At 66.5% G+C, this 24,324-nt stretch carries 25 protein-coding genes; 9 read left to right on the top strand and 16 right to left on the bottom strand.

Going from position 1 to position 24,324, the window contains the following annotated elements:
* Window positions 1-16: 16 nt before the first annotated feature.
* From phoU to J2Y55_RS26085, 6 genes are all read right to left on the bottom strand, one after another.
* Window positions 17-736, bottom strand: coding sequence for a phosphate signaling complex protein PhoU (gene phoU / locus J2Y55_RS26110; protein ID WP_092171012.1), 720 nt, complete (start codon window positions 734-736; stop codon window positions 17-19).
* 39 nt (window positions 737-775) lie between these two features.
* On the bottom strand, window positions 776-1,576 hold the full coding sequence (gene pstB / locus J2Y55_RS26105) for a phosphate ABC transporter ATP-binding protein PstB (RefSeq protein WP_310159278.1): 801 nt from the start codon (window positions 1,574-1,576) through the stop codon (window positions 776-778).
* Between the two features lie 47 nt (window positions 1,577-1,623).
* Window positions 1,624-2,514 (bottom strand): phosphate ABC transporter permease PstA, encoded by an 891-nt coding sequence (gene pstA / locus J2Y55_RS26100; protein WP_404979043.1) that lies wholly within the window; start codon window positions 2,512-2,514, stop codon window positions 1,624-1,626.
* 15 nt (window positions 2,515-2,529) lie between these two features.
* The gene (pstC, locus tag J2Y55_RS26095) at window positions 2,530-3,498 is read right to left on the bottom strand and encodes a phosphate ABC transporter permease subunit PstC (protein WP_310159276.1); all 969 of its coding nucleotides are present in this window, start codon (window positions 3,496-3,498) and stop codon (window positions 2,530-2,532) included.
* Window positions 3,499-3,624: 126 nt separating this feature from the next.
* Window positions 3,625-4,650: a phosphate ABC transporter substrate-binding protein PstS gene (pstS, locus tag J2Y55_RS26090; RefSeq protein ID WP_310159275.1), complete on the bottom strand. Its 1,026-nt coding sequence runs from the start codon at window positions 4,648-4,650 to the stop codon at window positions 3,625-3,627.
* Window positions 4,651-4,749: 99 nt separating this feature from the next.
* Complete coding sequence (locus J2Y55_RS26085; RefSeq protein ID WP_310159274.1) at window positions 4,750-5,907, bottom strand: ATP-binding protein; 1,158 nt, start codon at window positions 5,905-5,907, stop codon at window positions 4,750-4,752.
* A 60-nt stretch (window positions 5,908-5,967) separates the two neighbouring features.
* Here J2Y55_RS26085 and ppk2 point away from each other — a divergent pair, with 60 nt between their 5' ends.
* Window positions 5,968-6,933 (top strand): polyphosphate kinase 2, encoded by a 966-nt coding sequence (gene ppk2 / locus J2Y55_RS26080; protein WP_310159273.1) that lies wholly within the window; start codon window positions 5,968-5,970, stop codon window positions 6,931-6,933.
* Window positions 6,934-6,959: 26 nt separating this feature from the next.
* Here the strand turns inward: ppk2 and J2Y55_RS26075 are convergent, their stop codons facing one another.
* The 4 genes from J2Y55_RS26075 to J2Y55_RS26060 all read right to left on the bottom strand — a co-directional run bounded on the left by J2Y55_RS26075 (window position 6,960) and on the right by J2Y55_RS26060 (window position 12,765).
* Window positions 6,960-7,907: a lysylphosphatidylglycerol synthase domain-containing protein gene (locus J2Y55_RS26075; RefSeq protein ID WP_245928405.1), complete on the bottom strand. Its 948-nt coding sequence runs from the start codon at window positions 7,905-7,907 to the stop codon at window positions 6,960-6,962.
* Window positions 7,908-8,188: 281 nt separating this feature from the next.
* Entirely contained in the window at window positions 8,189-9,718 is a 1,530-nt protein-coding gene (locus tag J2Y55_RS26070; RefSeq protein WP_310159272.1) for an ABC-F family ATP-binding cassette domain-containing protein, read from the bottom strand.
* A 589-nt stretch (window positions 9,719-10,307) separates the two neighbouring features.
* Window positions 10,308-10,883, bottom strand: coding sequence for a hypothetical protein (locus tag J2Y55_RS26065; protein WP_310159271.1), 576 nt, complete (start codon window positions 10,881-10,883; stop codon window positions 10,308-10,310).
* Between the two features lie 94 nt (window positions 10,884-10,977).
* Complete coding sequence (locus tag J2Y55_RS26060; protein WP_310159269.1) at window positions 10,978-12,765, bottom strand: ABC transporter ATP-binding protein/permease; 1,788 nt, start codon at window positions 12,763-12,765, stop codon at window positions 10,978-10,980.
* 177 nt (window positions 12,766-12,942) lie between these two features.
* Here J2Y55_RS26060 and J2Y55_RS30170 point away from each other — a divergent pair, with 177 nt between their 5' ends.
* The 8 genes from J2Y55_RS30170 to J2Y55_RS26025 all read left to right on the top strand — a co-directional run bounded on the left by J2Y55_RS30170 (window position 12,943) and on the right by J2Y55_RS26025 (window position 18,344).
* Window positions 12,943-13,146, top strand: a complete 204-nt coding sequence (locus tag J2Y55_RS30170; RefSeq protein ID WP_404979041.1) for a hypothetical protein — start codon at window positions 12,943-12,945, stop codon at window positions 13,144-13,146.
* Window positions 13,147-13,250: 104 nt separating this feature from the next.
* Window positions 13,251-13,940, top strand: a complete 690-nt coding sequence (gene exbB, locus J2Y55_RS26055; RefSeq protein ID WP_310159356.1) for a tonB-system energizer ExbB — start codon at window positions 13,251-13,253, stop codon at window positions 13,938-13,940.
* A 4-nt stretch (window positions 13,941-13,944) separates the two neighbouring features.
* On the top strand, window positions 13,945-14,439 hold the full coding sequence (exbD, locus tag J2Y55_RS26050) for a TonB system transport protein ExbD (RefSeq protein ID WP_310159268.1): 495 nt from the start codon (window positions 13,945-13,947) through the stop codon (window positions 14,437-14,439).
* A gap of 316 nt (window positions 14,440-14,755) precedes the next feature.
* Complete coding sequence (locus tag J2Y55_RS26045) at window positions 14,756-15,070, top strand: NIPSNAP family protein (protein ID WP_103720664.1); 315 nt, start codon at window positions 14,756-14,758, stop codon at window positions 15,068-15,070.
* Window positions 15,067-15,894, top strand: coding sequence for an alpha/beta fold hydrolase (locus J2Y55_RS26040; RefSeq protein WP_310159267.1), 828 nt, complete (start codon window positions 15,067-15,069; stop codon window positions 15,892-15,894). Before J2Y55_RS26045 ends, J2Y55_RS26040 begins: the two co-directional genes overlap by 4 nt.
* Entirely contained in the window at window positions 15,891-16,697 is an 807-nt protein-coding gene (locus tag J2Y55_RS26035) for an aspartate dehydrogenase (RefSeq protein ID WP_310159265.1), read from the top strand. The genes J2Y55_RS26040 and J2Y55_RS26035 overlap by 4 nt, the downstream gene beginning before the upstream one ends.
* Before the next feature lie 63 nt (window positions 16,698-16,760).
* Window positions 16,761-17,519, top strand: coding sequence for an SDR family oxidoreductase (locus J2Y55_RS26030; protein WP_310159263.1), 759 nt, complete (start codon window positions 16,761-16,763; stop codon window positions 17,517-17,519).
* A gap of 54 nt (window positions 17,520-17,573) precedes the next feature.
* On the top strand, window positions 17,574-18,344 hold the full coding sequence (locus J2Y55_RS26025; RefSeq protein ID WP_310159262.1) for an SDR family NAD(P)-dependent oxidoreductase: 771 nt from the start codon (window positions 17,574-17,576) through the stop codon (window positions 18,342-18,344).
* 7 nt (window positions 18,345-18,351) lie between these two features.
* Here the strand turns inward: J2Y55_RS26025 and J2Y55_RS26020 are convergent, their stop codons facing one another.
* From J2Y55_RS26020 to J2Y55_RS25995, 6 genes are all read right to left on the bottom strand, one after another.
* Window positions 18,352-19,158, bottom strand: a complete 807-nt coding sequence (locus J2Y55_RS26020) for a phosphate/phosphite/phosphonate ABC transporter substrate-binding protein (protein WP_310159260.1) — start codon at window positions 19,156-19,158, stop codon at window positions 18,352-18,354.
* A gap of 14 nt (window positions 19,159-19,172) precedes the next feature.
* Entirely contained in the window at window positions 19,173-20,174 is a 1,002-nt protein-coding gene (locus J2Y55_RS26015; RefSeq protein ID WP_310159353.1) for an ornithine cyclodeaminase family protein, read from the bottom strand.
* Window positions 20,175-20,210: 36 nt separating this feature from the next.
* Window positions 20,211-21,188 carry an oligopeptide/dipeptide ABC transporter ATP-binding protein gene (locus J2Y55_RS26010; protein ID WP_310159258.1) on the bottom strand — a complete coding sequence of 326 codons (978 nt, stop codon included), beginning with the start codon at window positions 21,186-21,188 and terminating at the stop codon, window positions 20,211-20,213.
* Window positions 21,185-22,183, bottom strand: coding sequence for an ABC transporter ATP-binding protein (locus J2Y55_RS26005; RefSeq protein WP_310159256.1), 999 nt, complete (start codon window positions 22,181-22,183; stop codon window positions 21,185-21,187). The genes J2Y55_RS26010 and J2Y55_RS26005 overlap by 4 nt, the downstream gene beginning before the upstream one ends.
* A 197-nt stretch (window positions 22,184-22,380) precedes the next feature.
* On the bottom strand, window positions 22,381-23,235 hold the full coding sequence (locus J2Y55_RS26000) for an ABC transporter permease (RefSeq protein WP_310159255.1): 855 nt from the start codon (window positions 23,233-23,235) through the stop codon (window positions 22,381-22,383).
* Window positions 23,232-24,206, bottom strand: coding sequence for an ABC transporter permease (locus J2Y55_RS25995; protein WP_310159254.1), 975 nt, complete (start codon window positions 24,204-24,206; stop codon window positions 23,232-23,234). The genes J2Y55_RS26000 and J2Y55_RS25995 overlap by 4 nt, the downstream gene beginning before the upstream one ends.
* Window positions 24,207-24,324 lie beyond the last annotated feature (118 nt).

Here is a 24,324-nt window from a genome sequence, read left to right as displayed (position 1 = left end):
TTTCCGATGACGAACGTTATTGACCGGCCGTGGCCTCGACATTGATGTCGGTGGTGTCGAGCTTCGGGCGGTTGAGGTCGAGCGACTCGCCGGTGACGAGATAGTGGATCGTCTCGGCGATATTGGTGGTGTGATCGCCGATGCGCTCGACGTTCTTGGCGCAGAACAGGAGATGCGTGCAGAAGGTGATGTTGCGCGGATCTTCCATCATATAGGTCAGCAATTCGCGGAAGAGCGAGGTGTAGAGCGCGTCGATCTCGTCGTCGCGGCGCCAGACCTCCATGGCCTTCTGCTCGTTGCTCGCGGCATAGGCATCGAGCACGTCCTTGAGCTGGGCCTGGACGAGCCGGCTCATATGCTCGAGCCCGACCACGGCGCGGTGCGGCGGCTGGAACTGGCCGGAGATCGCGACCGCGCGCTTGGCGATGTTCTTGGCGAGATCGCCGACGCGCTCGATGTCGGCGGCGATGCGGATCGCCGAGATCAATTCACGCAGGTCGTTCGCCAGCGGCTGGCGCCGGGCGATGGTCAGGACCGCGCGCTCCTCGACATCGCGCTGGAGGTTGTCGAGGCGCTGGTCGGCGCTGATCACCTTCTGGGCGAGCGTGGTGTCGCGGCGCACCAGCGCCACGGTGGAATCGCCGAGCATGCGCTCGGACATGCCGCCCATCTCGGCGAGGCTGCGGCGCAGCCCCTCGAGTTCGGCGTCGTAGGAGCGGACGATATGTTCGGTCATCGCGGCGGATCCTCTGGGAGCGAAAACAGGGTTCGACAGTCAGCCGAAGCGGCCGGTGACATAGTCCTGCGTCTGCTTCTTGTGCGGGTTCATGAAGATGGTGTTGGTCGGCGCGAACTCGATCACCTCGCCGAGATACATGAAGGCGGTGTACTGCGAGATACGCGCCGCCTGCTGCATGTTGTGGGTGACGATGACGATGGTGAAATCGGTCTTGAGCTGCTCCAGCAGGTCCTCGATCTTGCCGGTCGAGATCGGATCGAGCGCCGAGGTCGGCTCGTCGAACAGGATCACCTCCGGCTTCTGCGCGATGGTGCGCGCAATGCACAGGCGCTGCTGCTGGCCGCCCGAGAGGCCCATGCCGGACATCTTGAGCTTGTCCTTGACCTCGTCCCAGAGGGCGGAGCGGCGCAGCGCGCCCTCGACGCGGTCGTCGAGCTCCGACTTCGGCGGCTTCTCATAGAGCCGGATGCCGAAGGCGACATTGTCGTAGATCGACATCGGGAAGGGCGTCGGCTTCTGGAAGACCATGCCGATGCGCGAGCGCAGCTCGTTCACGTCGACATCGTTGGAGATGACGTTGCGGCCGTCGAGCATGACCTCGCCGGTGGCGCGCTGCTCGGGATAGAGCGAATAGATGCGGTTGAAGATGCGCAGCAGGGTCGACTTGCCGCAGCCCGAGGGGCCGATCAGCGCCGTGACGTGACGGTCACGGAAATCGAGATTGACGTTCTTCAGCGCCTTGTGCTCGCCGTAGTAGAAATCGAGGTTCTTGACCGCGATCCTGACCGGGGCTTCGGCATCGAGCGTTTGCGGGCTCAGTTCCAGCGTCGAAAGCATCGACTTCTTCCTTCAGATCGAACGCGACGAGGGTTCAGGGTAGCCGTTCACTTGCTGCCGCGCACGATACGGCGCGCGATCAGCGAGAGCAGCAGGATCGAGACGGTGATGATCAGCGAACCGGCCCAGGCGAGCTGCTGCCAGTTCTCGTAAGGGGCGGAGGCGAACTGGTAGATCGTCACCGGCAGGTTCGAGACGCCGCCCGAGAGCGTCGGCGAGAACCAGAAATTGTTGTTCAGCGCGGTGAAGATCAATGGTGCGGTCTCGCCGGCGATGCGGGCGAGCGCCAGCAGAATACCGGTGACCATGCCCGATTTCGCCGCCCGCCAGGTGACGCTGGTGATGACGACCGAGGGCGGGGCGCCGAGCGCAGCACCAGCCTCGCGCAACGGCCCCGGAACCAGCCGCAGCATGTCCTCGGTGGTGCGCACGATGACCGGGATCGCGATGATGCCGAGCGCGGCGCCGCCGGCCCAGCCGGAGTAGCCGCGGAACGGCTCGACCAGGATGACGTAGACGAACAGGCCGATCAGGATCGAAGGCGCCGAGAGCAGGATGTCGTTGATGAAGCGGATCAGATTGGCGAGCTGCGAGCCCTTGCCGTATTCGGCGAGATAGGTGCCGGCGAGCACGCCGATCGGCGTCGCCACCGCGATGCCGAGGAAGGTCAGCACGATCGAGCCGACGATGGCGTTGGCAAGGCCGCCGCCATCGGAGCCGGGGCCGGGCGTGACCTGGGTGAAGGTCGTGAGGGAAAGCCCGCCGACGCCCTTCACGATCAGCATGCCGAGGATCCAGAACAGCACGAAGATGGCGAGGAAGGTGAAGCCGGAGGCGATCAGCTTCATCGCCCTGTCGGCGGTGCGGCGCGCGGGGCGCACGCGGCCCCATTCGGCATGGGGCGTCTGGGAGGCGATGGAGGGGGTCGTCATGCTCATGATCGGCCTGCCTTATCAGTAGGTCTTGACGCGCGAGACGAGGATGCGCGCGATGACGAGGACGACGAAGGTGACGAAGAACAGGATGCAGCCGAGCGCGATCAGCGCGTTGAGCTGCAGGCCGAGCGCCTCGTTGAACTCATTGGCGATGCGCGAGGCAATGGTCGAGCCCGGATCCAGGATCGAGGCCGAGAGCCGGTTGGCGTTGCCGACGACGAAGGTCACCGCCATGGTCTCGCCGAGCGCGCGGCCGAGGCCGAGCATGACCGCGCCGATGATCGAGACGCCGGCCTGGGGCACCAGGACATGGCGCACGACCTCCCAGGTGGTCGCCCCAATTCCATAAGCGCTCTCGCGCAGCACGGAGGGGATCTGCTCCAGCATGTCGCGCGTGATCGAGGCGATGAAGGGGATGATCATGAAGGCGAGGATGATGCCGGCGGTGAAGATGCCGAGCCCCGAGGGCGAGCGCGAATACAGCACCGTGCCGACGAGCGGCAAGCCTTCGACGATGTTGGAGAGCGGCACCTGAACATAGGCGGCAAAGAGCGGCACGAAGACGAACAGGCCCCACATGCCGTAGATGATCGAGGGCACGGCGGCGAGAAGCTCGATGGCGGTTGCGACCGGCTGCTTGAACCAGGGCGGGGCGAGCTGCGTCAGGTAGACCGCGATGCCCAGCGACAGCGGCACGCCGATGACGAGCGCGATCAGCGCGGTCGAGAGCGTGCCGACGATGGCCGGCCAGGCGCCGTACTGGTCGTTCTGGGTATCCCAGACGCTGGAGGTGATGAAGCCGAAGCCGAATTCGCGGAAGGCCGGCCAGCCGCCGATGACCATCGACAGCATGATGCCGGCGAGCAGCACCAGCACGAACAGCGCAGCCAGGAAGCTGGCATTGCGGAAGACGATGTCGAACGTGCCCTTGGGGGTCTTGCGCAGCGGCGCAGCAGCAGTGGGCATCATCTGGGTCACGGCGGTCATCCGCGGGGCTCCGGTAGCGTGGGTTGTCCGTCATTCCTGGGCGGAGCGAAGCGCAGACCCGAGAAGCCCGGGGCTGCGCCTCCTGAATGAGATGGCCGGGTCAAGCCCGGCCATGACGGCGAGCGATCAGAAGATCGGCTTGCCGGAGTTGTCGACGACGCCCTTCCAGGCAGCGCGGACCATGTCCTTGACGTTGCTCGGCAGCGGCACGTAGTCGATGCCGGTCGCGAGCTGGTCGCCGCTCTTATAGGCCCAGTCGAAGAACTTCAGCGCGGCCTGCGCCTCTTCCGGCTTCTCGGGCTTGGCGTGGACGAGGATGAAGGTCGCCGAGGTGATCGGCCAGGCCTGCGCGCCCTTCTGGTTGTTCAGCGAGATGCCGAAACCGGGAGCCTCGTTCCAGTTGGCGTTGGCGGCAGCGGCCTGGAAGGCCTTGTCGTCGGGGGCCGGGTAGTTGCCGTCGGCGTTCTGGACCAGCGCGAAGGCGAGCTTGTTCTGCTTGGCGTAGGCGTACTCGACATAGCCGATCGAGTTCGCGACCTGCTTGACCGAAGCCGAGACGCCCTCATTGCCCTTGCCGCCGATGCCGACCGGCCACTGGACCGACTGGTTGGCGCCGATCTTGGTCTTCCAGTCGGGCGAGACGCGCGACAGGTAATCGGTCCAGACGAAGGTCGTGCCCGAGCCGTCCGAACGATAGACCGGGTTGATGCTGGCGTCGGGCAGGGTCACGCCGGCATTGAGCGCGGCGATCTTGGGGTCGTTCCACTTCTTGATGTCGCCGAGATAGATCTCGGCGATGAGCTGGCCCGTGAGCTTCAGCTTGCCGGCCTCGATGCCGGCAACGTTGATCGCGGGAACGACGCCGCCCATCACGGTCGGGAACTGGATCAGGCCTTCCTTGGTCAACTCCTCGCCCTTCAGCGGGGCGTCGGTGGCGCCGAAAGCGACAGTCTTGGCCTTGATCTGGCGAATGCCGCCACCCGAGCCGATCGACTGGTAATTGAGACCGATATTGGTCTCCTTCTTATAGGCTTCAGCCCATTTGGCGTAGATCGGGAAGGGGAAAGTAGCGCCGGCGCCGGTGATGTCGGCAGCCTGGACGGCGCCGGACAGACCGATCGAAGCGGCCGCGAGAATGAGAATTTTGCGCATTGAGATGTCCTCTCTGGATCGCACGTTCAGCGGCCCCGTCAGAACACCTTCTGTGTGACAGACGGATGACATCCTGTCATCAAAGCTGTCACAAACGCTTCAGGACGCGCTCCGCGGCGCCGGGCCGAGGCGCGGAAAGATCGCCTTGAAAGTCGCGCCCTGCCCCAGCAGGCTCTCGATGGTGAGGCGCCCGCGATGGCGCAGCACGATGTGCTTGACGATGGCCAGGCCAAGGCCGGTTCCACCCGCTTCGCGGCTGGCGGCGGTGTCGACCCGGTAGAAGCGCTCGGTCAGGCGCGGCAGGTGTTCGGGCGCGATGCCGGGCCCGTCGTCGCGCACGCTGACGCTGGCCTCGGTCGCGCCGTCGATGACATCGATCGCGACCTCGCCGTCCTTGCGGCCATATTTGATGGCGTTCTCGACCAGATTCTCCATCAGCCGCAGCAATTCGTCGCGGTCGCCGGCGACCTTGACCGGCTGCTCGGGCAGCGACAGGCGCAGATTCACATTGCGCTCGCGCGCCATCAGCGTCAGCGAATCGACGATCTCGCGCGAGATACCGGCGAGATCGACCGGGGTTTCAGGCGCCAGATGGGCGCGCAGCTCGATGCGCGAGAGCGAGAGCAGATCGTCGACGAGGCGCGCCATGCGCAAGCCCTGCTCGCGCATGATCGTCAGGAAGCGGTCGCGCGCGCCGGCATCGTTGCGGGCGGGGCCCTGCAGCGTCTCGACGAAGCCGAGCAGCGAGGCCAAAGGCGTGCGCAGTTCATGGCTGGCATTGGCAACGAAATCGACCCGCATGCGCTCGGTGACGCGCTGCTCGCTGAGATCCTCGAAGGTCAGCAGCAAGGAGCGGCGCCCGCCCGCAGTCCGCAACGCCGCAATATGGATCCGAAAGGTGCGCTCGACCGGCACGCGCTCGACCAGTTCGATGACGCGGCGCCCACCCTGGCTCGAGACCTGCTCCATCGCCCCGATCAGATCGGGATCACGCATCACGAGCGTCAGCTGCCGGCCCTTGTCGAGCGCCGGGATCAGCGCGTTCATCGCCGGGCTCAGCGCCTGGACGACGCCTTGCGCATCGAGCAGGACGACGGCCGAGCCGAGCGCCCCGATCAGGGCAAGCGTGGCGGGGGCATTGGGGTCGACAGTCTCGAACATCGGGCGCGGCACCTTGCGCTGTCCTCTCGCCACCGAGGCAGGCGCGAGAGCCGGACGATGCGAGAGGAAGCCTTCCTGATCGGATCGCCGGCGCACGTCAATTCCCCTGACCGCGCGCACGGGTTAGCTTGCCAGCCAAGGATCAGGAGAAAACAGATGGCGAAGAGCTTTTCCGGATACAAGCTGAAGGGGGCCATCCAGCTCCCGCCCAAGGCGAAGGGGCGGTCCAAGGCCTCCGCCAAAAAGCGGGTCGCCTCGGATAAACCGGCGAACAAATCCGACGCCTTCGACATCGAAGCGGAGACCTTGCCCCAGCACATCATCGACGCCGCCTTCCGCAGCGGCGGCTACCCCTATGACAAGCGCATGAAGCGCAAGCACTACGACAAGGAGATGGAGCCGCTGCAGATCGAATTGCAGAAGCTCCTCGCCTGGGTGCGCGAGAGCGGCGAGCGCATCGCCATCGTGCTCGAAGGGCGCGACGGCGCCGGCAAGGGCGGCGCTATCACCCGCTTCACCCAGCATCTCAACCCGCGCCAGGCGCGCGTGGTGGCGCTGCCAAAGCCCTCCGACACCGAGAAGGGACAATGGTATTTCCAGCGCTACGCCGCGGAGATGCCGGCGGCGGGCGAGATCGTCTTCTTCGACCGCTCCTGGTATAATCGCGCCGGTGTCGAGCGCGTGATGGGCTTCTGCACGCCCGACCAGACCGACGCCTTCCTGCGCGAGGCCCCCGTCTTCGAGGGCATGCTGACGCGCGACGGCATCCGCATGATAAAAATCTTCCTGACCATCGGCCGCGAGATGCAGATGACGCGGCTGCATGCGCGCTGGCACGACCCGCTCAAGCGCTGGAAGCTGTCACCGATCGATTTCGAGGCGATCCCGCGCTTCGACGCCTATTCCGAGGCCTTCGACGAGATCCTGGAGCGCAGCTCGACGGCATGGGCGCCCTGGAGCGTGCTGCGCGGCAACGACAAGTTCCGCACCCGGCTCAACGCCATCCGCCTCGTGCTCCAGGCCATTCCCTACAAGGACAAGGATGAGGCGGCGATCGGCGAACTCGACCACAAGATCGCGCTGAGCGCGACGCGCTATCTCGACAAGGGCGGGGAGAAATAGGCGACACCCAGGAAGGCTGGAGCGATTCAGCGCTCCCGCCGCCTGATCCGCCTGATCATCTCGTTCAGCGCCAGCAGAACCAGCGCCAGGATGAAGGGTAGCAGGTAATAGATGATGCGGAAGAGCAGCAGCGCACCGAGCACGCCCTCGTAAGGCAGGCGGCTCAGCGCGACCAGCATCGTCGCCTCGAAGACGCCGAGGCCGCCGGGTGCGTGGCTGGCGATGCCGATCAGGCAGGCGAAGACATAGACCGCAAGGAAGCTCGGATAGTCGATATTGTGCCCGCCCGGCAGCAGGACGAAGAGCACGGCCGCCGCCGCACAGACCTCGCAGGCGCCGAGGCACATCTGGCCGAGCGTGATCCCCAAGCCCGGCAGCGGCAGGTTCCAGCCGCTGACGCGGATGGTGCGCTCACCGCTCGCGATCCAGGCGAGATAGCCCAGCGTGCCGAGCGCCACCGCCGCGCCGACGCCCTGCACCACCAGCGGCGAGGTCCGCGCCAGCCGTGCGACGCCCTCGGAATCGTAGAACAGGCAGGCGCACAGGATCGCGCCGAGGCCGAGCCAGAAGGTCAGGCCCGCGATCACCGTCAGGCTCGCGACCTCGGAGGCGCGCACGCCTTTGGGCGAATAGATCCAGTAGCGCACCGTGCCGCCGGTCACGATCGGGAAGCCGAGCGTGAAGGAGACGGAATAGCTGGTGAAGGAGGCGAGCGCCGTGGTGCGATAGGGGATGGAGAGCCCCAATCGCTTCAGCGCCAGCGCGTCATAGCCGGTGAGCAGGAGATAGCTCAGCGCGGTGAAGCCGAGCGCGAGGCCGAGCTGGCGCTGGCTGGCATTGGCGAAGGCCCCGGCAAGCGCGCCGGGCTCGATCTCCCGGATGATGAACCAGAGCACCACCAGCGAGGCGGCAAAGATCGTCGCGCTCGCCAGCGGGCCGAGCCACCACCAACGGCTGCGCCTGCGCAAGGGCATACCTGGCTCATGCGGGCCGAAGGACATATGCGAACTCGCTCGAAGGCTAATCGGGACCGCGCACTGCTGCGCCAGATCCCCGGGGCGGGGCGACAGGCCACAGGACGCGACCTTGCCCGACAGATAACGCCTCGACCGGGATGCACAAGCCGGAACGGCGCGGCGAATGCGCGCCATGAGGCTGACGCAGGTCGCGCCCGGCGGCTTTTCCGGGACACGGCCCCGCGCTATGAGGCCGCCTTTGCGGCCGCCTTATAGCGCGAGGATCCTGGTGCCATGCATCAAGCATCCCGCCTGGCAACGGACGCGAAGAGCGCATCCGGCCCCTCGACCTCGACCAGGCGCCGCTTCTCGATCAGCCAGAAGCGATTGCCGACGGTCCGGGCGAAGCTGCGGTCATGCGAGACCAACAGGCCGCTCGCCTCATGGTCCATCAACTCGCCCTCCAGCGCCTCCTGCCCCTCGATGTCGAGATGGTTGGTCGGTTCGTCCAGCAGGTAGAAGTTGGGATTGGCCAGGCGCAGGACCAGCATCATCAAGCGCGCCTTTTGGCCGCCGGAGAGGCGGCCTATGGGGCCGTCCTGCATCTCGATGGTCAAGCCCGCGCCGGCCAGCAGCGAGCGGGCGCGCTGATCGCCGACATCGAACCGCCGGGTAATCGCCGCCCCTGGCGTATCGTCAGGCGCAAGCTCGGACAGGTTTTGGTCGCTATAGCCGAGCTTCAGGGACGGCGTCGCCCTGATCGCCTCCGGCGCTCCCTGAGGTTCCACGATCGCGCGCCGGATCAGGCCGACGAGGCGCGACTTGCCGGTCCCGTTGGCTCCGAGCAGGACGATGCGATCGCCCTGGTTGATCCAGCGCTTGCCTGTCTTGAACAGCAGCGTCCCGTCAGGCGCCGCGATGGCCGCATCGTCGAGCGTGACCAGGACCTTGGCATGGGTGCCGCGATTGGCGAGCCTGATCGCCCCCGCCGAACGCTCGCGATGCGCGGGCAAGGCGGCATCCTCCAGGCGCTCGGCTCTTTCCTTGAGTTGCTTGGTCTTGACCACCAGGAGGTCGCTGCCGGAGTTGATCCCGATATTCCTGAGCTTCGCGGCCTGCCGGCGCAATTGCTGGGCGGTCTTCAGATCGCGCTGGAACCGGCGCTCCTGCGAAGCATCGACCTCGTCGAGCGCCATGCGCGCCCTCGTATAGGGCAGGGCGAAGACCTGGGAGCGCTCCGGGCGCAGGAACAGCGTCCGGTTGGTCGTCGCGTCCAGGAAGGCGCGGTCATGGCTCGAAATGACCACGGGCACCTCGCGCGGCAGGGCGTTGAGCCAGTCTTCCAATTGGCTGATCCGGGCGAGATCGAGATGGTTGGTCGGCTCGTCCAGCAGCAGCAGATCGGGCTCGGTCACCCAGATGCGCGCCAGCATCGCCAGCCTCTGCCAGCCGCCGCTCAGATGCGAGAGCGGACGCTGGCGCAGCAGTTCGGGAACCTCGAGCGAGTCGAGCACCACATCGACGCGCCAGCCTTCGCTGTCGGCCTGCTCCGCCGGCAAGGCCTGGCGGACGAGGTCATGGAAGGCCGTCTCTGCGAACCGGGCCGGAATGTCCTGTTCGACATACCCGACGCGCAAGCCGCGCGAGCGCGTGATCTCGCCCGTACTGGGCTCGAACCCGCCAGCGATAGCGCGCAGGAGCGTCGACTTGCCCCGGCCATTGGCGGCGACGAGGCCGAGGCGGTCATTCGCCCCGATCGTCAGGTCCAGATTCGAAAAGAGCGGCGTGCCCAAGGTGACGCCGAGATTCCTCAGATTGATCAATGCCATTGTCGGCCTCTGCTCTGCCCGAGCCGTGGCCGCATGCGCAGCAGGCCGTTTTGCTGCCGCGCGATGCGGGACTGGGGGCCGCAGCCTCCCAAGCTCGGTATGGTATGAAGAGGCGCGGGCCGCGAGCCTGTGCAGGCTCAACGCCGCGCTACCACGAAGGGCAGACCGGGAAGAGAACCGTGAAGCAATCGTCTCTGGTCAGCCCTGCAAACAGCTTTGCAGGGCGTTGACCGGGCCACGCGTATGATGGTGACGAACAAACGTGATCACGCGGCCCTCCTTTCTCGACGAGTTGCAGAACAAACGTAACGCCACGCGCCGCCGTGAGCAATCCTTACCGCTTCGGGCATGTTGTCCTGGATCGGAACCACGCCGTCATCCTGGACAAGCCGCCCTCGGGTCCGGCCTTCGGCCGGCCCAAGGACAGGCTCCGCGGCGCTGATCCGGGATCCGAAGCGCGTCATGGTCGGGCTTGACCCACCATCTCGTAAATCAGAGCACTCTGGTCATGAGATTCTCAGGGCACAAGCCCGAGAATGACGCCCTGGTTCGTTGAAGGCGTTGTGCTCCGCACCCGCCCTCACCTCCCTCAGCCGGTCTTCCGGAACACCCGCAGCGTCTTGAAGCTCGCGACCTCGTCGACCTGCGCGGTGGCGGCCCAGTCTGCGATAATCGGCTCGGCCGAGGCGTAGGCGAAGGAGCCGGTGTAGAACAGGAGATAGCCGCCAATATCGGTCTGGGCGGTGAAGAGGTCGATCACCTCGCGGTCGGTCAGCGCGCCATAGGCGTCGTTGGCCTGCGTCCTGAACTCGCAGGCATGGAACAGCGTCACGATGTCGAAGCGCGGCAGCAGCTTGGCGTTGCTCGTGTAGATGTCGCCGAAATAGGCTGAATAGGTCTTGGTGATGGTCGGGCTTGCCGTCGCCAGCTTGACGAAGGCGTCATATTCCTTGGGCGAGGCGGTAATGCCGAGCACGGTGTTGTTCAATTCCGGCTCGGCGCAGCGGATGCCGACATAATGATGCCCGCCCGTGCCGAAATGGTAGATGCGCTTGTCGGTGAGCCCCTCCTCCTCCAGCCATTCGACGAAATGCACGTCGCAGGGGCATTGGTCGACGCGAAGGCCCCAATAGACGTCCCAGATGTTCATCGTCGCGGCTGTCATCGATGTCGGCTCCTTGGCATGAGCGCCGGCGCTCCCACCGGCGGCTTTGGGGAAGGATGGGGTCGCAGGCACGGGAGGAGGTTCATCGCGCGCCCTATTCCGCCAGTTCGGCATGCGCGCCCGAACGCGCCTTGTCGGCACCGGCCATGCGCACGACGCCGCCGGCCCGCTTCAGAACCAGACGATGCGTCGCGGCCTCGGCGAAGCCGGCGCTCTGGCCGAAGGCGAGAATGATCGCGTCCGGCCGTGCCGCACGCAATTCCTCGATCAGCTCCAGCGCCATGTCGGTCTCGAGCGCGCTCGTCGCCTCGTCGAGCAGGATAATGTCGGGCGCCTCCAGCTCGGCACGGGCGAGCGCGAGGCGCTGCCGGTCCCCGGTCGCGAGTTCCTTGTCCCAGTCGCTGATCTCGTCGAGCCGCGGCGCGAGAGCCGACAGGCCATAGCGGCGCAGGGCCTCCAGCAGAGGCTCGGAGGGCCGGGTCAGCCCGGTATCGAGCACGGCCCGCAAGCTGCCCTCGGTCAGATGCAGTTTCTGCGGCACGACCGTCACCAGCGCCTCCCGCGGCAGCGCGATCTCGCCCCGTCCCCAGGGCCAGAGGCCGGCGATCGCCTGGATCAGGGCGGCCTTGCCGAGGCCCAGTTCGCCCGAGAGATGCAGCGTCGCGCCCGGCGGCAGCGACAGGCCGATATCTGCGGCGAGCGTGCGGCCGTCGCGGTCGATCAGCGTGACCTCATGCAGCCGCAGCAGACCGTCGGAGCTCGGCGTCACGCTGAGATGGTCGCCCGGAGGCTCGCCGTCGACGCGCTGCAGCGCATCGGCGAGTTCATTGACGCGCCTTGCGGCCGCAAGCCATTCGGCGATGCGCATGAAGTTGTCGAGCAGCCAGTTGAAGGCGTTCTGCACCGCCACGAAGGCCGCCGCGACCTGAACGACGCCACCGAGCGACATCTCGCCGGAGAGGTATTTCGGCGCGGCCAGCAGCAGCGGCACCACCGGCACGAGCGCACCGCTGCCATTGGTGATCCAGGTCAAACGGCCGCGCTGGCGGATCATCGCAAGCCAGCGCCTGACGAGACCGTCATAGGTCTGCGCCACGGCGCGGCGCTCGCTGGGCTCGGTACGGGCGAGCGCGATCGTCTCGCCATGGTCGCGGATGCGCATCAGGGAGAAACGCAATCGCGCCTCGCCCTCATTGCGCGCCGCGATCAGGCGCGGCAGGCGGCGCCCGACGATGCTGATGAGGAGGGAGACGAGCACGGCATAGACGATCGCCGCCAGCACCATATAGGCGGGGATCGTGACCCGGCCGCCACTGGTCGCGATCTGCAGCGCGCCGCCGATCTCCCAGAGGATCTCGATGAAGGTGATGATGGTGATGACCGCCGTGAGCAGGCCGATGGCGAAATCGACCACCGGCTCGGTCGCCCAGCGGACATCGTCGGCGATGCGGTATTCGGGATTGGCCGGCTCGTAGCCGGAGAGGCCTAGTCGGAAGAAGCGGCGCTCATTGATCCAGCCATCGGCCAGCTTGCCCGTGACCCATTGTCGCCAATGCACCTGGAAGGTCTCGCGGGCGACGAGGATGACGACGCCGAGCCCGGCCGCGATCAGAACCAGCACCGGAAAGACCGCCATCGCAATCAGCGCACTCTCGCTGTCCTTCTTCTCCAGCGCGTCGAAGAACCAGCCGTTCCAGCGATTGACGGTGACATTGGCGAAAACGGAGAGAATGATCGCAGCTGCGAGGAGGAGCGACCAGAACCAGGCGCGGCGGGCGCTCGCGCCTCGCCAGAAGCCGCCGGTCAACGCTGCGAAACGCCAGGCGACCTGCCGGTCACTCGGCAGCCCGGCCACGCCTTGCATGTCGTCCGAGCTCGGCAACAGCGACGGATCCCCCCAGACCACGCAACCGGATCGTCCCGCCGCAAGCGAGCCTTAACAGACACTTAGCCGCGACCGAATGAACTTGACATGAACGGCCGATGAACGAAAGCAGCCCACGCAAGTCCCCTTCCCGGCCGCTCGGCCTTTCCTTAGAATCTCTCTAAGATACTGATATTGAATATATATTTCGCATGCTGCATTGCATTCGAGCCATTGACTCGCCAACATCGCGCCTTAAAGACAAGCCCGTTCGCGACAGGCCGCCACGGCTCCCCCGGCCACCCAGATCGCCGAACCCGAGCAACCACCGCGGCGTGGGCCAGCGGCCGCCTGACGGGAAGCCACCACAACCTCATTCGCCACTGGGCCGAGATGTGACCATGACGCGCCAATCAACCACCGGACATCGCCGGGCGCTGCGCCTCGCAGCCGCTGTGACGTTCCTGTTCATCCCCGCTTTTGCCCATGCGCAGGCCTCGACCATGCCGCACGACCTCTCGCCCTGGTCGATGTTCATGGCCGCCGATATCGTCGTGAAATCGGTGATGGTGGGCTTGGCCTTCGCCTCGGTCGTGACCTGGACGATCGGGCTCGCCAAGACGCTCGAATTGAGCGCCGCCAAGCGCCGGCTGCGGCAGGCGACCCGGATCCTGGCAAAGCAGACCACCCTCGGTGAGGCTTCGCTGGCGCTCGGCAAGGCGCAAAGGCTCGGCCGCAAGCTGATCGAGGCCGGTGTGGAGGAGATGCAGGCTTCCAAGCAGGCCTATGACAAGGACGGCATCAAGGAGCGCGTCGTCTCGCGGCTGCATCGGATCGAGCTCGCCGCCAGCCGCGAGATCGCGCGCGGCACGGGCTGGCTGGCGACGATCGGCTCGACTGCGCCCTTCGTCGGCCTGTTCGGCACCGTCTGGGGCATCATGAATTCGTTCATCGGCATCTCCAAGGCGCAGACCACAAACCTCGCCGTGGTCGCTCCGGGCATCGCCGAGGCGCTGCTCGCCACCGCGATCGGCCTCGTCGCCGCCATTCCCGCCGTGATCATCTACAACCTGTTCAGCCGCGGTATTGCCGGCTACCGCGCCGAGGTCGGCGACGCCGCCGCGACCGTGGCGCGGCTGGTCTCGCGCGATCTCGACCGCGGCCGCAGCGCGCTGCAGCGCGCGGCGGAGTGAGGCCATGGCCGGCGGCATCAATGCGAATGGCGGCTTCGGCGACGACGACCTGCCCGAGGCCAGCGAGATCAACGTCACGCCGTTCATCGACGTGATCCTGGTGCTGCTGATCATCTTCATGGTCGCAGCCCCGCTCTCCACCGTCGACGCACCAGTCGAGCTTCCGGTCTCGACCGCCAAGCCTCAGCCGCGTCCGGAGAAGCCGGTCTTCCTGACGCTGAAGGCCGATCTCGCGATGGTGCTGGGCGAACAACCCGTCGCCACCGAGCAGCTCGCCCAGGCGCTCGACGCCCAGACCAAGTCCGACCGCGAGCAGCGCATCTTTGTGCGCGCCGACCAGTCGGTCTCCTATGGCGAGGTCGTCAAGCTGATGAACACGCTGCGCGCGGCAGGCTATCTCAAGATCGCGCTGGTCGGGCTCGAAGGTCCCAACGCGCCTGCCCCGGCCACCGGTGAGATCCCCGCGGCCCCGGCTTCGCCGGCCGGTCCACAGCCGTAAATGACCCGACGACACGCCGCGTAAGGCTGCCGCCGCCGCTCCGGAACAGCCGCTCCCACCCGAGAACGCAGTCCAGACCGGGCTCTGCGACGGTCTTAGCCGGGCCGCCGCCTGCCCTGCTTCCCGACCGGTGACCTGCATGGCCTGCGTCCCGGCCCCGTCTTTGCGTGCATGGCGGCGGCGAGCCAGCTAGGCCATGCTTAGCGGGCATGACCGACGCCGCAGTTGCGGCGAACGGCTCAGCGTGATGCAGCAGACGCATGAGCACGAGGGTGCAAATCCTCATGCCCGATGCGCGAGAGGGGAGGATCGCCCGATGATCTATGAAGAGCGCGATTATCGCATCAAGGCCGGCAAGCTCGGCGAATTCGTCAAGATCTATGGCGAGCACGGCCTGCCGCTGCAGAAGGAACATCTGGGCAATTTCATCGCCTATTTCACCACCGAGATCGGCGAGCTGAACCATGTCGTCGCGCTCTGGAGCTATCAGAGCCTCGACGAGCGCACGGCCAAACGCAAGACGATGCTGGCCGATCCGCGCTGGCAGGACTACCTAAAGCGTGTCGATGGGCTGATCGACATCCAGAACACGCGCATCCTCACCCCCGTTTCCTATTCGCCACTGCAATGAGCACCGCATCGCAATCCGGTATGGCCGGACATTTCACCGCCGAGACTCCCGACGGCGCCGTACTGCACGTGACCAGCGAGGGCCAGGGCCCGACGCTGCTGCTCGTCAGCGGGCTGGGCGGCACAGCCGGCTTCTGGAAGAGCAATGCCGCGACGCTGGCGCGCTCCTTCCGCGTCATCCGCTTCGACCAGCGCGGCATCGGCGCGAGCACGCGCGGCACCGCCGCCTGCACCATCGACCAATTGGCGCAGGACTGCCTCAGCGTGCTCGATGCCGCCGGCGCCGATCGCACTGTCCTGCTCGGCCATTCGACTGGCGGCTGCATCGGCCAGGCGCTCGGCCGGCTCGCGCCCGAACGGTTGGACGGGCTGATCCTGAGCGCGACCTGGCTCAAGCCCAGCCGCTACATGACCAGCCTGTTCGGCACCCGTCGCGCGATCCTCGACGAGAACCCGCATGCCTATGCCGCGACCGCTGCGCTGATGGCCTATCCGCCAGCCTGGATCGAGGCGAATTGGGGCACTTACGAGGCCGCCCTCGCCACCGCCCCGGTGACGGCGCAGGCGCGGCAGGTCGTGCGAGAGCGCATCGACGCGCTGATGTCCTTCGACGGCTCCGCCAGCACCGCCTCGCTGATGATGCCGATCCTGGTCCTGGGCGCGCGCGACGACATGATCGTGCCAGCCTTCCTGCAGGAGGAGCTGGCGGCAGCACTGCCTGGATCGCGCAAGACGATGCTCGACACGGGCGGGCATTTCTTCCCGGTCTCGCGGCCCGACGCCTTCACCGCGAATGTCGCGGAATGGATCGGCGAGCTCTTATGAAGCCGCGCCGCCTCGTCCTGATCGGCTTCGGCGCGATCGCCGGCGATCTCGCTGCTGCGCTGCTCGACGCGTCGCAGCCGGGTTATGCGCTCGGTGTGTTGCTGAGGCCGGGATCGGCCTCGCGCCAGCGCCTGCCGCAGGGCTGTACCCCGCTCTCGGACCTCGCCGAGCTCACCGCCTTTGCCCCCGACCTCGTCGTCGAGGCCGCGGGACATGAGGCGGTGCGCGGCAACGTTCCGGGCTGTCTTGCGCTTGGCCTGCCCGTGCTGATCTCCTCGATCGGCGCCTTGCATGACGAGGCCTTGCTTGCGAGCCTGGTCGCCACGGCGCGCGAGCATGGCGGGCGCTTGCTGCTGCCCTCGGGCGCGCTCGGTGCGCTCGACTATGTCCGCGCGGTTCGGCACGCAAGCGAGCTGACGCTGCGCTATGAATCGCGCAAGCCTCCCGCCGCCTGGAGCGCGGAGCTCAAGGCGCTCGGCCATGATCCCGACAGGCTCGATGCCCCGGTGACCCTGTTCTCGGGCAATGCGCGCGAGGCGGCGGCGGCCTATCCGCAAAACCTCAATGTCGCGGCCGCGCTGGCGCTGGCGGGGCCGGGCTTCGAGGCGACCGGCGTCGATGTGATCTGCGACCCCGCCGCGACCGGCAACACCCATGTCGTGACCGCGCGCAGCGAATTCGGCACGATGCATCTTGCCATCGCCAACCGGCCCTCGCCGAGCAATCCGAAATCCTCCTGGATCGTCGGCCGCTCGCTGCTGGCGGCGATCGAGCAGTTCTTCGCTCCGGTGATGATGCTGTGACGGCCTTTCGCACCTGATATATAAATACGGCGCAATCCCGTGACGAGACGAAGGACGGACAGGATGAAGCTTGCTGGCAAGATCGCGATCATCACCGGGGGCGGTTCAGGCATCGGCCACGAGGCGGCGAAGCTCTTCGCGGCAGAGGGCTCAGTCGTGATCGTCGCCGACCGCGACGGGGCCGCCGCGGAACGCGTCGCGACCGAGATCGAGAGGGTTTCCGGCAAGGCGACCGCATATACTGTCGACGTCAGCAAGGAAGCCGAGATCAAGGCGATGATCGACAGGGTCGTCGCCGATCATGGCCGGCTCGACATCCTCGTCAACAATGCCGGCTTCGGTTTCGCCGGCACGGTCGTCACCACTTCGGAAACCGACTGGGACGCTCTGATGGCGGTGAACGTCAAGGGCGTGTTCTTCGGCTGCAAGCATGCGATCCCGGTGATGGAAAAGCAGGGCGGCGGCGTCATCGTCAACACGGCGTCCGCCGTCGCCAATGTCGGCATCACCGACCGCGCAGCCTATGTCGCCTCGAAGGGCGCGGTCGCCGCGCTGACGCGGGCGATGGCGATCGACCATGTCGCGGCGAAGATCCGGATCAACTGCGTCGCGCCGGGCACAATCGAATCGCCCTATTTCGCCAAGATCCTGAGCGGACCCGACGGCGCCGAACTCCGACGCGGCCTCGAGCAGCGCCAGGCCATGGAGCGACTGGGGCAGCCCGTCGAGATCGCCAGGGCGATGCTCTTTCTCGCCAGCGACGAGTCGTCGTTCTGCACGGGGACGACGCTGGTTGCCGATGGTGGTTGGACAGCACGCTGATATATTATAGAGAGCGGCTCGCTCTCCAGACTCCGATCGACAGGATTTCCGCGCATGTACGGACTTGAAGGACGCAAGGCGATCGTCACCGGCGCCGCCCATGGCATCGGCCGGGCCATCGCGGCGCGGCTGCTCACTGAGGGCTGCGATGTCGGCATCCTGGATTTTGATCTCGCGGCCGCCGAGGCGACGGCTGAAAGCCTGCGCAAGGATGGCGGCAAGGTCGCGGTCGCGGCCGGCGACGTCTCGTCGAGCGCTCAGGTAGAGGCCGCCGTCGAAAAGCTGCGCGCGGCGCTCGGCCCCATCGACATCCTGGTCAACAATGCCGGCATCCTGAAGGTCGGCAAGCTGCTTGAGACCAGCGAGGCGGATTGGAAGGCGCATTTCTCGGTCAATGTCGACGGGCTCTTCCACATGACGCGCGCCGTCGCGCCCGAAATGGTTGCGAACCGCAAGGGCGCCATCGTCAACATCGCCTCCTGGATGGGAAAATCGGGAGTGGCTTCTTATAGTGCCTATTGCGCCTCGAAATTCGCGATCATCGGCATCACCCAATCGCTCGCGACCGAACTCGGCGAGCACGGCGTGCGCGTCAACGCCGTCGGGCCGGGCCTGATTGTCGACACCAAGATGCGCGACGAATCCGAGATCAAGCGCAAGGCCGAGGGACTGCCCGACGCCTATGAGCGTGCTCAGGCGATCCCGCTGCGGCGGCCGGGCGTTCCCGACGATATCGCCAAGGCCGTCGCCTTCCTGTCCTCTGACGAAGCCGACTACATCACCGGCGAGACGATCAGCATCACCGGCGGCCTCTGGAACGACTGAGCGCGCCCTATCCCGGCTCGCCATATCCGGATTCGTCGAGGGCTGCGGCCTGCGCCAGCAAAGGCCGATAGTCGTCAAGCGCCACAGTGGCAAAGCCGGTGAGGCACAATTCGGCGAGGACAGGCTCTGCCGCCGAGGCCGCACCAAGCGCCAGCAACGCGCCGCGCAAGGCTGCAACGATCGCGGGGTCGATCCCGTTCGAAGCAGCCAGCAGCGGCATCGGCGTTGCTTGCGTCGTCGCGACGACGCGCAGCCTTGCCGCCGTCCCGGGCTCATGCCGCTTCAGTAGATCGTGGAAATAGGAATCGAGCGGCCCGATATCGATGCGGTCGTCGAGCACGGCCTCGATCACCCGGCGCGGCGTCATCAATTCACCGATGCTCTCGCGATAGAGCGATGCGCCAGATTTGACATAAGGCAGCAGGTGCCGGCGCAGCGCCTGGAAGCCGGATTGCGAATGCCTGGTCGTCCAGCCGATGCGGCCACCAAACGTATCCTGCAGCGTCTGGAGCGGACTGTCGGCGCGCACGATCAGATCGCTGGCGTAGAGAGGTTTTCCGGATGCGAGCGGGCTTGCGGGAATGGGGGCCGCGATCGGCTGCAAGGAAAAGCCGCCACCGGCGAAGGGAAAGCCGCAGATGAAGGCGAGGCCAAGGTCCTCGCGCCGCCAGAGCGCTTCAAGCGGCGCGGGCGCGGCATGCTCGATCACTGCGAGCGGCACGCCGGCCTTCTGCGAGACGAGAGCAAACAGTTTCGCCCAGGCGGCGCGAACACCGGCATTGACCGCATACATCCGCGCATTGGCGACGAGCACCGGCCTGATCCCGCTCAGGCGAAGCGCAGGCGCTGGCCGATGCCCAGCCGCTTGCCCTTCTCCAGCATGGCGTGGCCGAGCGCGATATCCGACAGCGACAGGCCGCGATGCCAGAACAGGATGGTCTCGTCCTCGCTCTCGCGGCCAGGTTTCAGCCCGGCGACGATCTGGCCCATCTCGGCATGCAGTGTCGCCTCCGAGAGCTTGCCGGCCTCGACATGGGCACGCAGGCTTCCGAACTTGCCGCCCTTGCACTGGCCCCAATCATCGACGACGAGCTTGCTCATGATGTCAGTCAGCGAGAACTCGACCGCGCTCATCGTGCCATAGGGCACGACGAAGGCGCCCTTCTTGATCCACTGCGTCTTCAGCATCGGCTCGGGCTGGTCGAGCCGCGAGGCTTCGACGACGATATCGGCGCCCTCGACGCAGGACTGCCAATCCGGCGTGGCGATGACGCGCTTGCCGAGATCTGCGGAGAGTTTTGCTGCAAAACCGTCGCGGCTCTCGGGCCGGCGCGAATGCACGCGGATCTCGTCGAAGTCGAAGAGATGATCGAGCAGACGGACATTCCAATAGGCGGTGCCGCGCGCGCCGATATGGCCGAGCACCTTGGAGCCCTTGCGGGCGAGATATTTCGCGCCGATGGCAGTGACCGCACCGGTGCGCATGTCGGTGATGCCCGACGCGTCGAGGATCGCCTTGGGGCTGCCATTGAAGCGGTCGAACAGGGTCAGCACCGCGAGTTCCGACGGCAGGCCGATCTTGTAGTTCTCGACGAAGTCGCCGACGACCTTGACGCCGGCCGCGTCGATCTCGCCTCCGAGCGCGCCGCGCAGCACGTTGAAATGGCCGTTCGCCGCCTTGGGCTCGAGATGCATGCGCGGCTCGATCACCGCCTCGCCGCGCCCTTGCGTCGCGAGCGAGCCTTCGATCGCGGCCAGGATCTCGTCATCGGTGATGGCAAGCGCCTCGATGTCGAGGCGGTTCATATAGGTGATGTAGATCGGCGGCATGGCAGCGGGCGCGGACATGGCTCTTGCTCCTCGGGATCAGGCCGTTCGACCGGTGGATTCGGTCAGCGGGAAATGGCAACGCACGCGGCGGCCCGAGCCCGTCTCGCGCAGCTCCGGCATCTCGATCTTGCAGCGCTCCGCGACCTGCGGGCAGCGCGTATGGAAGCGGCAGCCGGACGGCGGATTGACCGGGCTCGGGATCTCGCCCTTCAGGATGATGCGCTCGCGGCGCCTGGCCGGATCGACCGAGGGATTGGTCGAGAGCAGGGCTGCCGCATAGGGGTGGGCCGGAGCCTCGAACAGCGCCCGGGTCGGCGCCTCCTCGACGATCTGGCCGAGATACATCACGATCGTCCGGTCGGTCAGCCGGCGCACGACATTGAGGTTGTGGCTGACGACGAGATAGGTCAGCGCGAACTCTTCATGCAGGTCACGCATCAGATTGAGCAGTTCGCCCTGCACGGAAACGTCGAGGCCCGCGGTCGGTTCGTCGGCGACGATGATCTCAGGCTCCAGCACTAAAGCGCGCAGGATCGCGACGCGGCGCGCCTGTCCGCCCGAGACCTGATGCGGAAATTTGTCGAGGGTCGCCTCCGGCAGGCCGAGGCGCTTGAGGAGGCGCAGCAGACGGGCGCGGCCCTCGGTCATCGGCAATCGGTGGATCTTCAACGGCTCCTCGGCCAGCGCCCGGATGCGCATGCGTGGCGAGAGCGAGGCGACCGCCTCCTGCTTGAGCATCTGCGCCTGCCGGCGGAAGCCGAGCGGATCGCGCGCGAGCCGCGCCGCCAACGGCTCCCCGGCGATCGCTATGCGCCCGAATGAGGCGGGCAGCAGCCCCATCAGCACACGGCAGAGCGTGGTCTTGCCCGAGCCGGATTCCCCGACGAGGCCGACGATCTCGCCGCGCTCGATCGCGAAGGAGACGCCGTCGAGCGCCCGCACCTTGCCATCATAGACGAGCGAGACATCGTCGAAGGCGATCAATGGCGCGCGCTCTGCCCCTGGTGCGCTCACGGCAGCACCTCGCATGGCAGAACCTCGGCTGAGCGGATGCAGGCCGCCTGCCGGCCCTGTCCCATGGCCACAAGCGGCGGATGCCGCTCCAGGCAGATATCGGCGGTGTGGGCGCAGCGGCTGGCGAAGATGCATTGCGTCAATTCGCTGAGCGGATTGGGCACCTCGCCGGGAATCGTCGCGAGCCTGCCCTCGTCACCATCCTCGATCTCGCAGTCGAGCAGCGCGCGGGTATAGGGATGGCGCGGAGCCCGCAGCACCTCAGCGACCGGGCCGGTTTCGACGATCGCGCCGCCATACATCACGCAGAGATCGTCGCAGAGCTCGGCGACGAGCCCGAGATGATGCGAGATGAAGACGATCGAGCCGGAAAAATCCTGCCTGAGCCGGTCGAACAGCGCGACGATCTGGGCTTCGACCGTGGCGTCGAGCGCCGTCGTCGGCTCGTCGGCAAGCAGCAGGTCGGGCTCGACCGAGAGCGCCATGGCGATCATCACGCGCTGGCGCATGCCGCCCGATAGCTGGTGCGGATAGGCCTTCAGGCGCAGATGCGGATCGGCGATGCCGACCTTGACCAGCATCGCCTCGCTGCGAGCCAGCGCCTCGCGCCGCGAGAGTTCGGGAAAGCGCCGCCGCAGCACATCGACCATATGGGTGCCGACGGTGAAGAGCGGGTTCAGCGCCGTCATCGGATCCTGGAAGATCATGGCGATGCGTACACCGCGCCAGGCCTGCATCTCATTGGCCGGGAGCGCGAGCAGATCGATGCCGTCGAAGCGGATCTCGCCGTCGAGCCGGCTGACATTGCTCGGCAGCAAGCGCAGCAAGGCGGAGGCGAGCGTCGATTTGCCGGAACCGGATTCGCCGACGACGCCGAGAATGCGGCCGCGCCCGATCTCGAGGTCGAGCCCGCGCAGGATATGCGCCGGACCGCTCTCGGTCGTGGCGTCGAGCGTCAGCTTGCGGATGCTGACCAGGGGAGATGCGTCAGTCATGCCGCCCTCCCCTGTCATTCCGGGGCTTCGCCCTCGGGTCCGACCTCTGGTCGGCCCAAGGATAAACTCCGCGAAGAAACCGGAACCCACGACCGGGTGGCACGGTTCGGCAACCGAAAAACGCTCGGCCGGTCGTGGGTTCCGGGTTCAGGCCTGCGGCCTGCTCCGGAATGACAGCGGGGACCGACACCATCATGTCAGCGCTCCCCGTCGAGGCGCGGATCGACCGCGTCGCGAAGCGCCTCGCCGAAGAGCGTGAAGCCAAGGGTGGCGAGGCCGAGCGCGCTGCTGGCGATCACCACGGGGAGCTTGGAATCCGAGAGATAGGCATAGCCGTCATAGATCAGCGTGCCCCAGCTCGCGAGCGGCGGCCTGACGCCGAGCCCGATGAAGGACAGCCCGGCCTCGATGGTGATGACCACGGGAATGTCGATCGAGGCGAGCACGACGAGCGGCCCGGCGATATTGGGCAGGATATGCGAGAAGACGATGCGCCAGGAGGAGGCGCCGAGCAGCCGTTCGGCCTCGATATAGGGTGCATTGCGCACGGTCAGCACCTGGGCGCGGGCGACACGGCCGAAATGCGGGACCAGCGTGACCGCAACGATGATCACCACGAGCATGGTCGAGGGGCCGAAGACCGCGACGGCCGCCAGGGCCAATACGAGGCTGGGGAAGGACGAAACCACGTCGAACAGGATCAGGATGAGGCGCTCGGAGCGCGTCGGCAGGGAGGCCGCAAGGATGCCGAGCAGCGTGCCGGCGATGAGCGCCGTCGAGATCGCGGTCAAAGCCACCGCCATGGCGACGCTCGCGCCATGGACGAGGCGGCTATAGAGATCGCGCCCGAGATGATCGGTGCCGAGCCAGTGCTGGGCTGTGGGGCCGGAGAAGCGGTTCAGCACGTCGAGCGCATCGGGATCATGCGTCGCCACCAGCGGCGCAAACACGGCCGACAGCACCACGACCGCGACGATGACGAGCCCGACCGCACCGCCGAGATGCGAACCGATGCGCCGGACGGTGCCGGCTATCACTGCCAGCGCATTCATTGCCCGGCCGCCTGTGGAGCGCCATCGCGGCGGATGCGCGGGTCGATCGCGGAATAGCTGAGATCGACGAGGAGGTTGGTGACGACGAAGATCAGCACCACGACCAGCACGGCCCCCTGCAGGACGGGGAAATTGCGGGTCGCGATCGCATCGAAAATCAGGCGACCGAGGCCCGGCCGCGCAAAGACGATCTCGACCAGCACGGCCCCGCCGAGCAAACGGCCGATGCCCATGCCGAGCACGGCAATGGTCGGGATGCAGGCGTTCTTGAGCGCGTATTTATAGGTCACCATCCGGTTCGGCAGGCCGTAGGCGCGCGCCGTGCGGATATAGTTCTCGCCCATCACCTCCAGCATGGAACTGCGCATGAGGCGCGCGATGAAGCCGATCCAGCCGACGCTCAGCGCTGTCGTCGGCAGGATCAGGCGCTTGGCCTGGTCGAGCCAATCGCCGGGCTGGCCGGCGCCGAGCACGGGTAGCCAGTCCAGCCAGATCGAGAAGATCAGCAGCAGGAAGATCGCGATGACGAAGGAGGGGATCGCGATGAAGGCGACGCTGACGAAAGCCAGCGCATGGTCGAGAGCCGAGCCGCGATGCGTCGCGGCATAACAGCCGAGCGGTACGCCGATCACGACCGCAAGCCCGATCGAGGCGAAGGTCAGGATGAAGGTGTAGGGCAGCACCGCACCGACGATGCCCGCGACCGGCCGGCCCGACAGCACGTCGGTGCCGAGATTGCCAGTCAGGACATGGCCGAGGAAGGTCGGCAGGCGGCGATACCAGGGCTGGTCGAGCCCCATCTCGGTGATGAAGCGCTTCGCATATTCAGGCGTCGCCTGCGGACCGAGCAGAGCGGTTGCTGGATCACCCGGCACGATCGCCGACAGCGTGAACAGCAGCAGCATCGCGCCGAGCACGATCAGCAGCGTCGTGACGAGACGGCTCAGGAGGTAGCGCGCGGTATCGCTCATGGCGGCGATAGCCCCCTCACAGCGGAGCCACCACCGTCGTCCCGGACAAGCGGCAAAGCCGCGCCGCTCCGGGATCCATCGAAGGGCGGCAGCGCTCTCCGATGGATTCCGGGTCTCC

Origin of the sequence: Allobosea sp. BE125, from assembly GCF_031456075.1 — a bacterium.
Lineage (GTDB): Bacteria > Pseudomonadota > Alphaproteobacteria > Rhizobiales > Beijerinckiaceae > Allobosea.
Note: the sequence above shows the minus strand (reverse complement) of the source record. Positions and strands in the feature narration are given on the sequence as shown.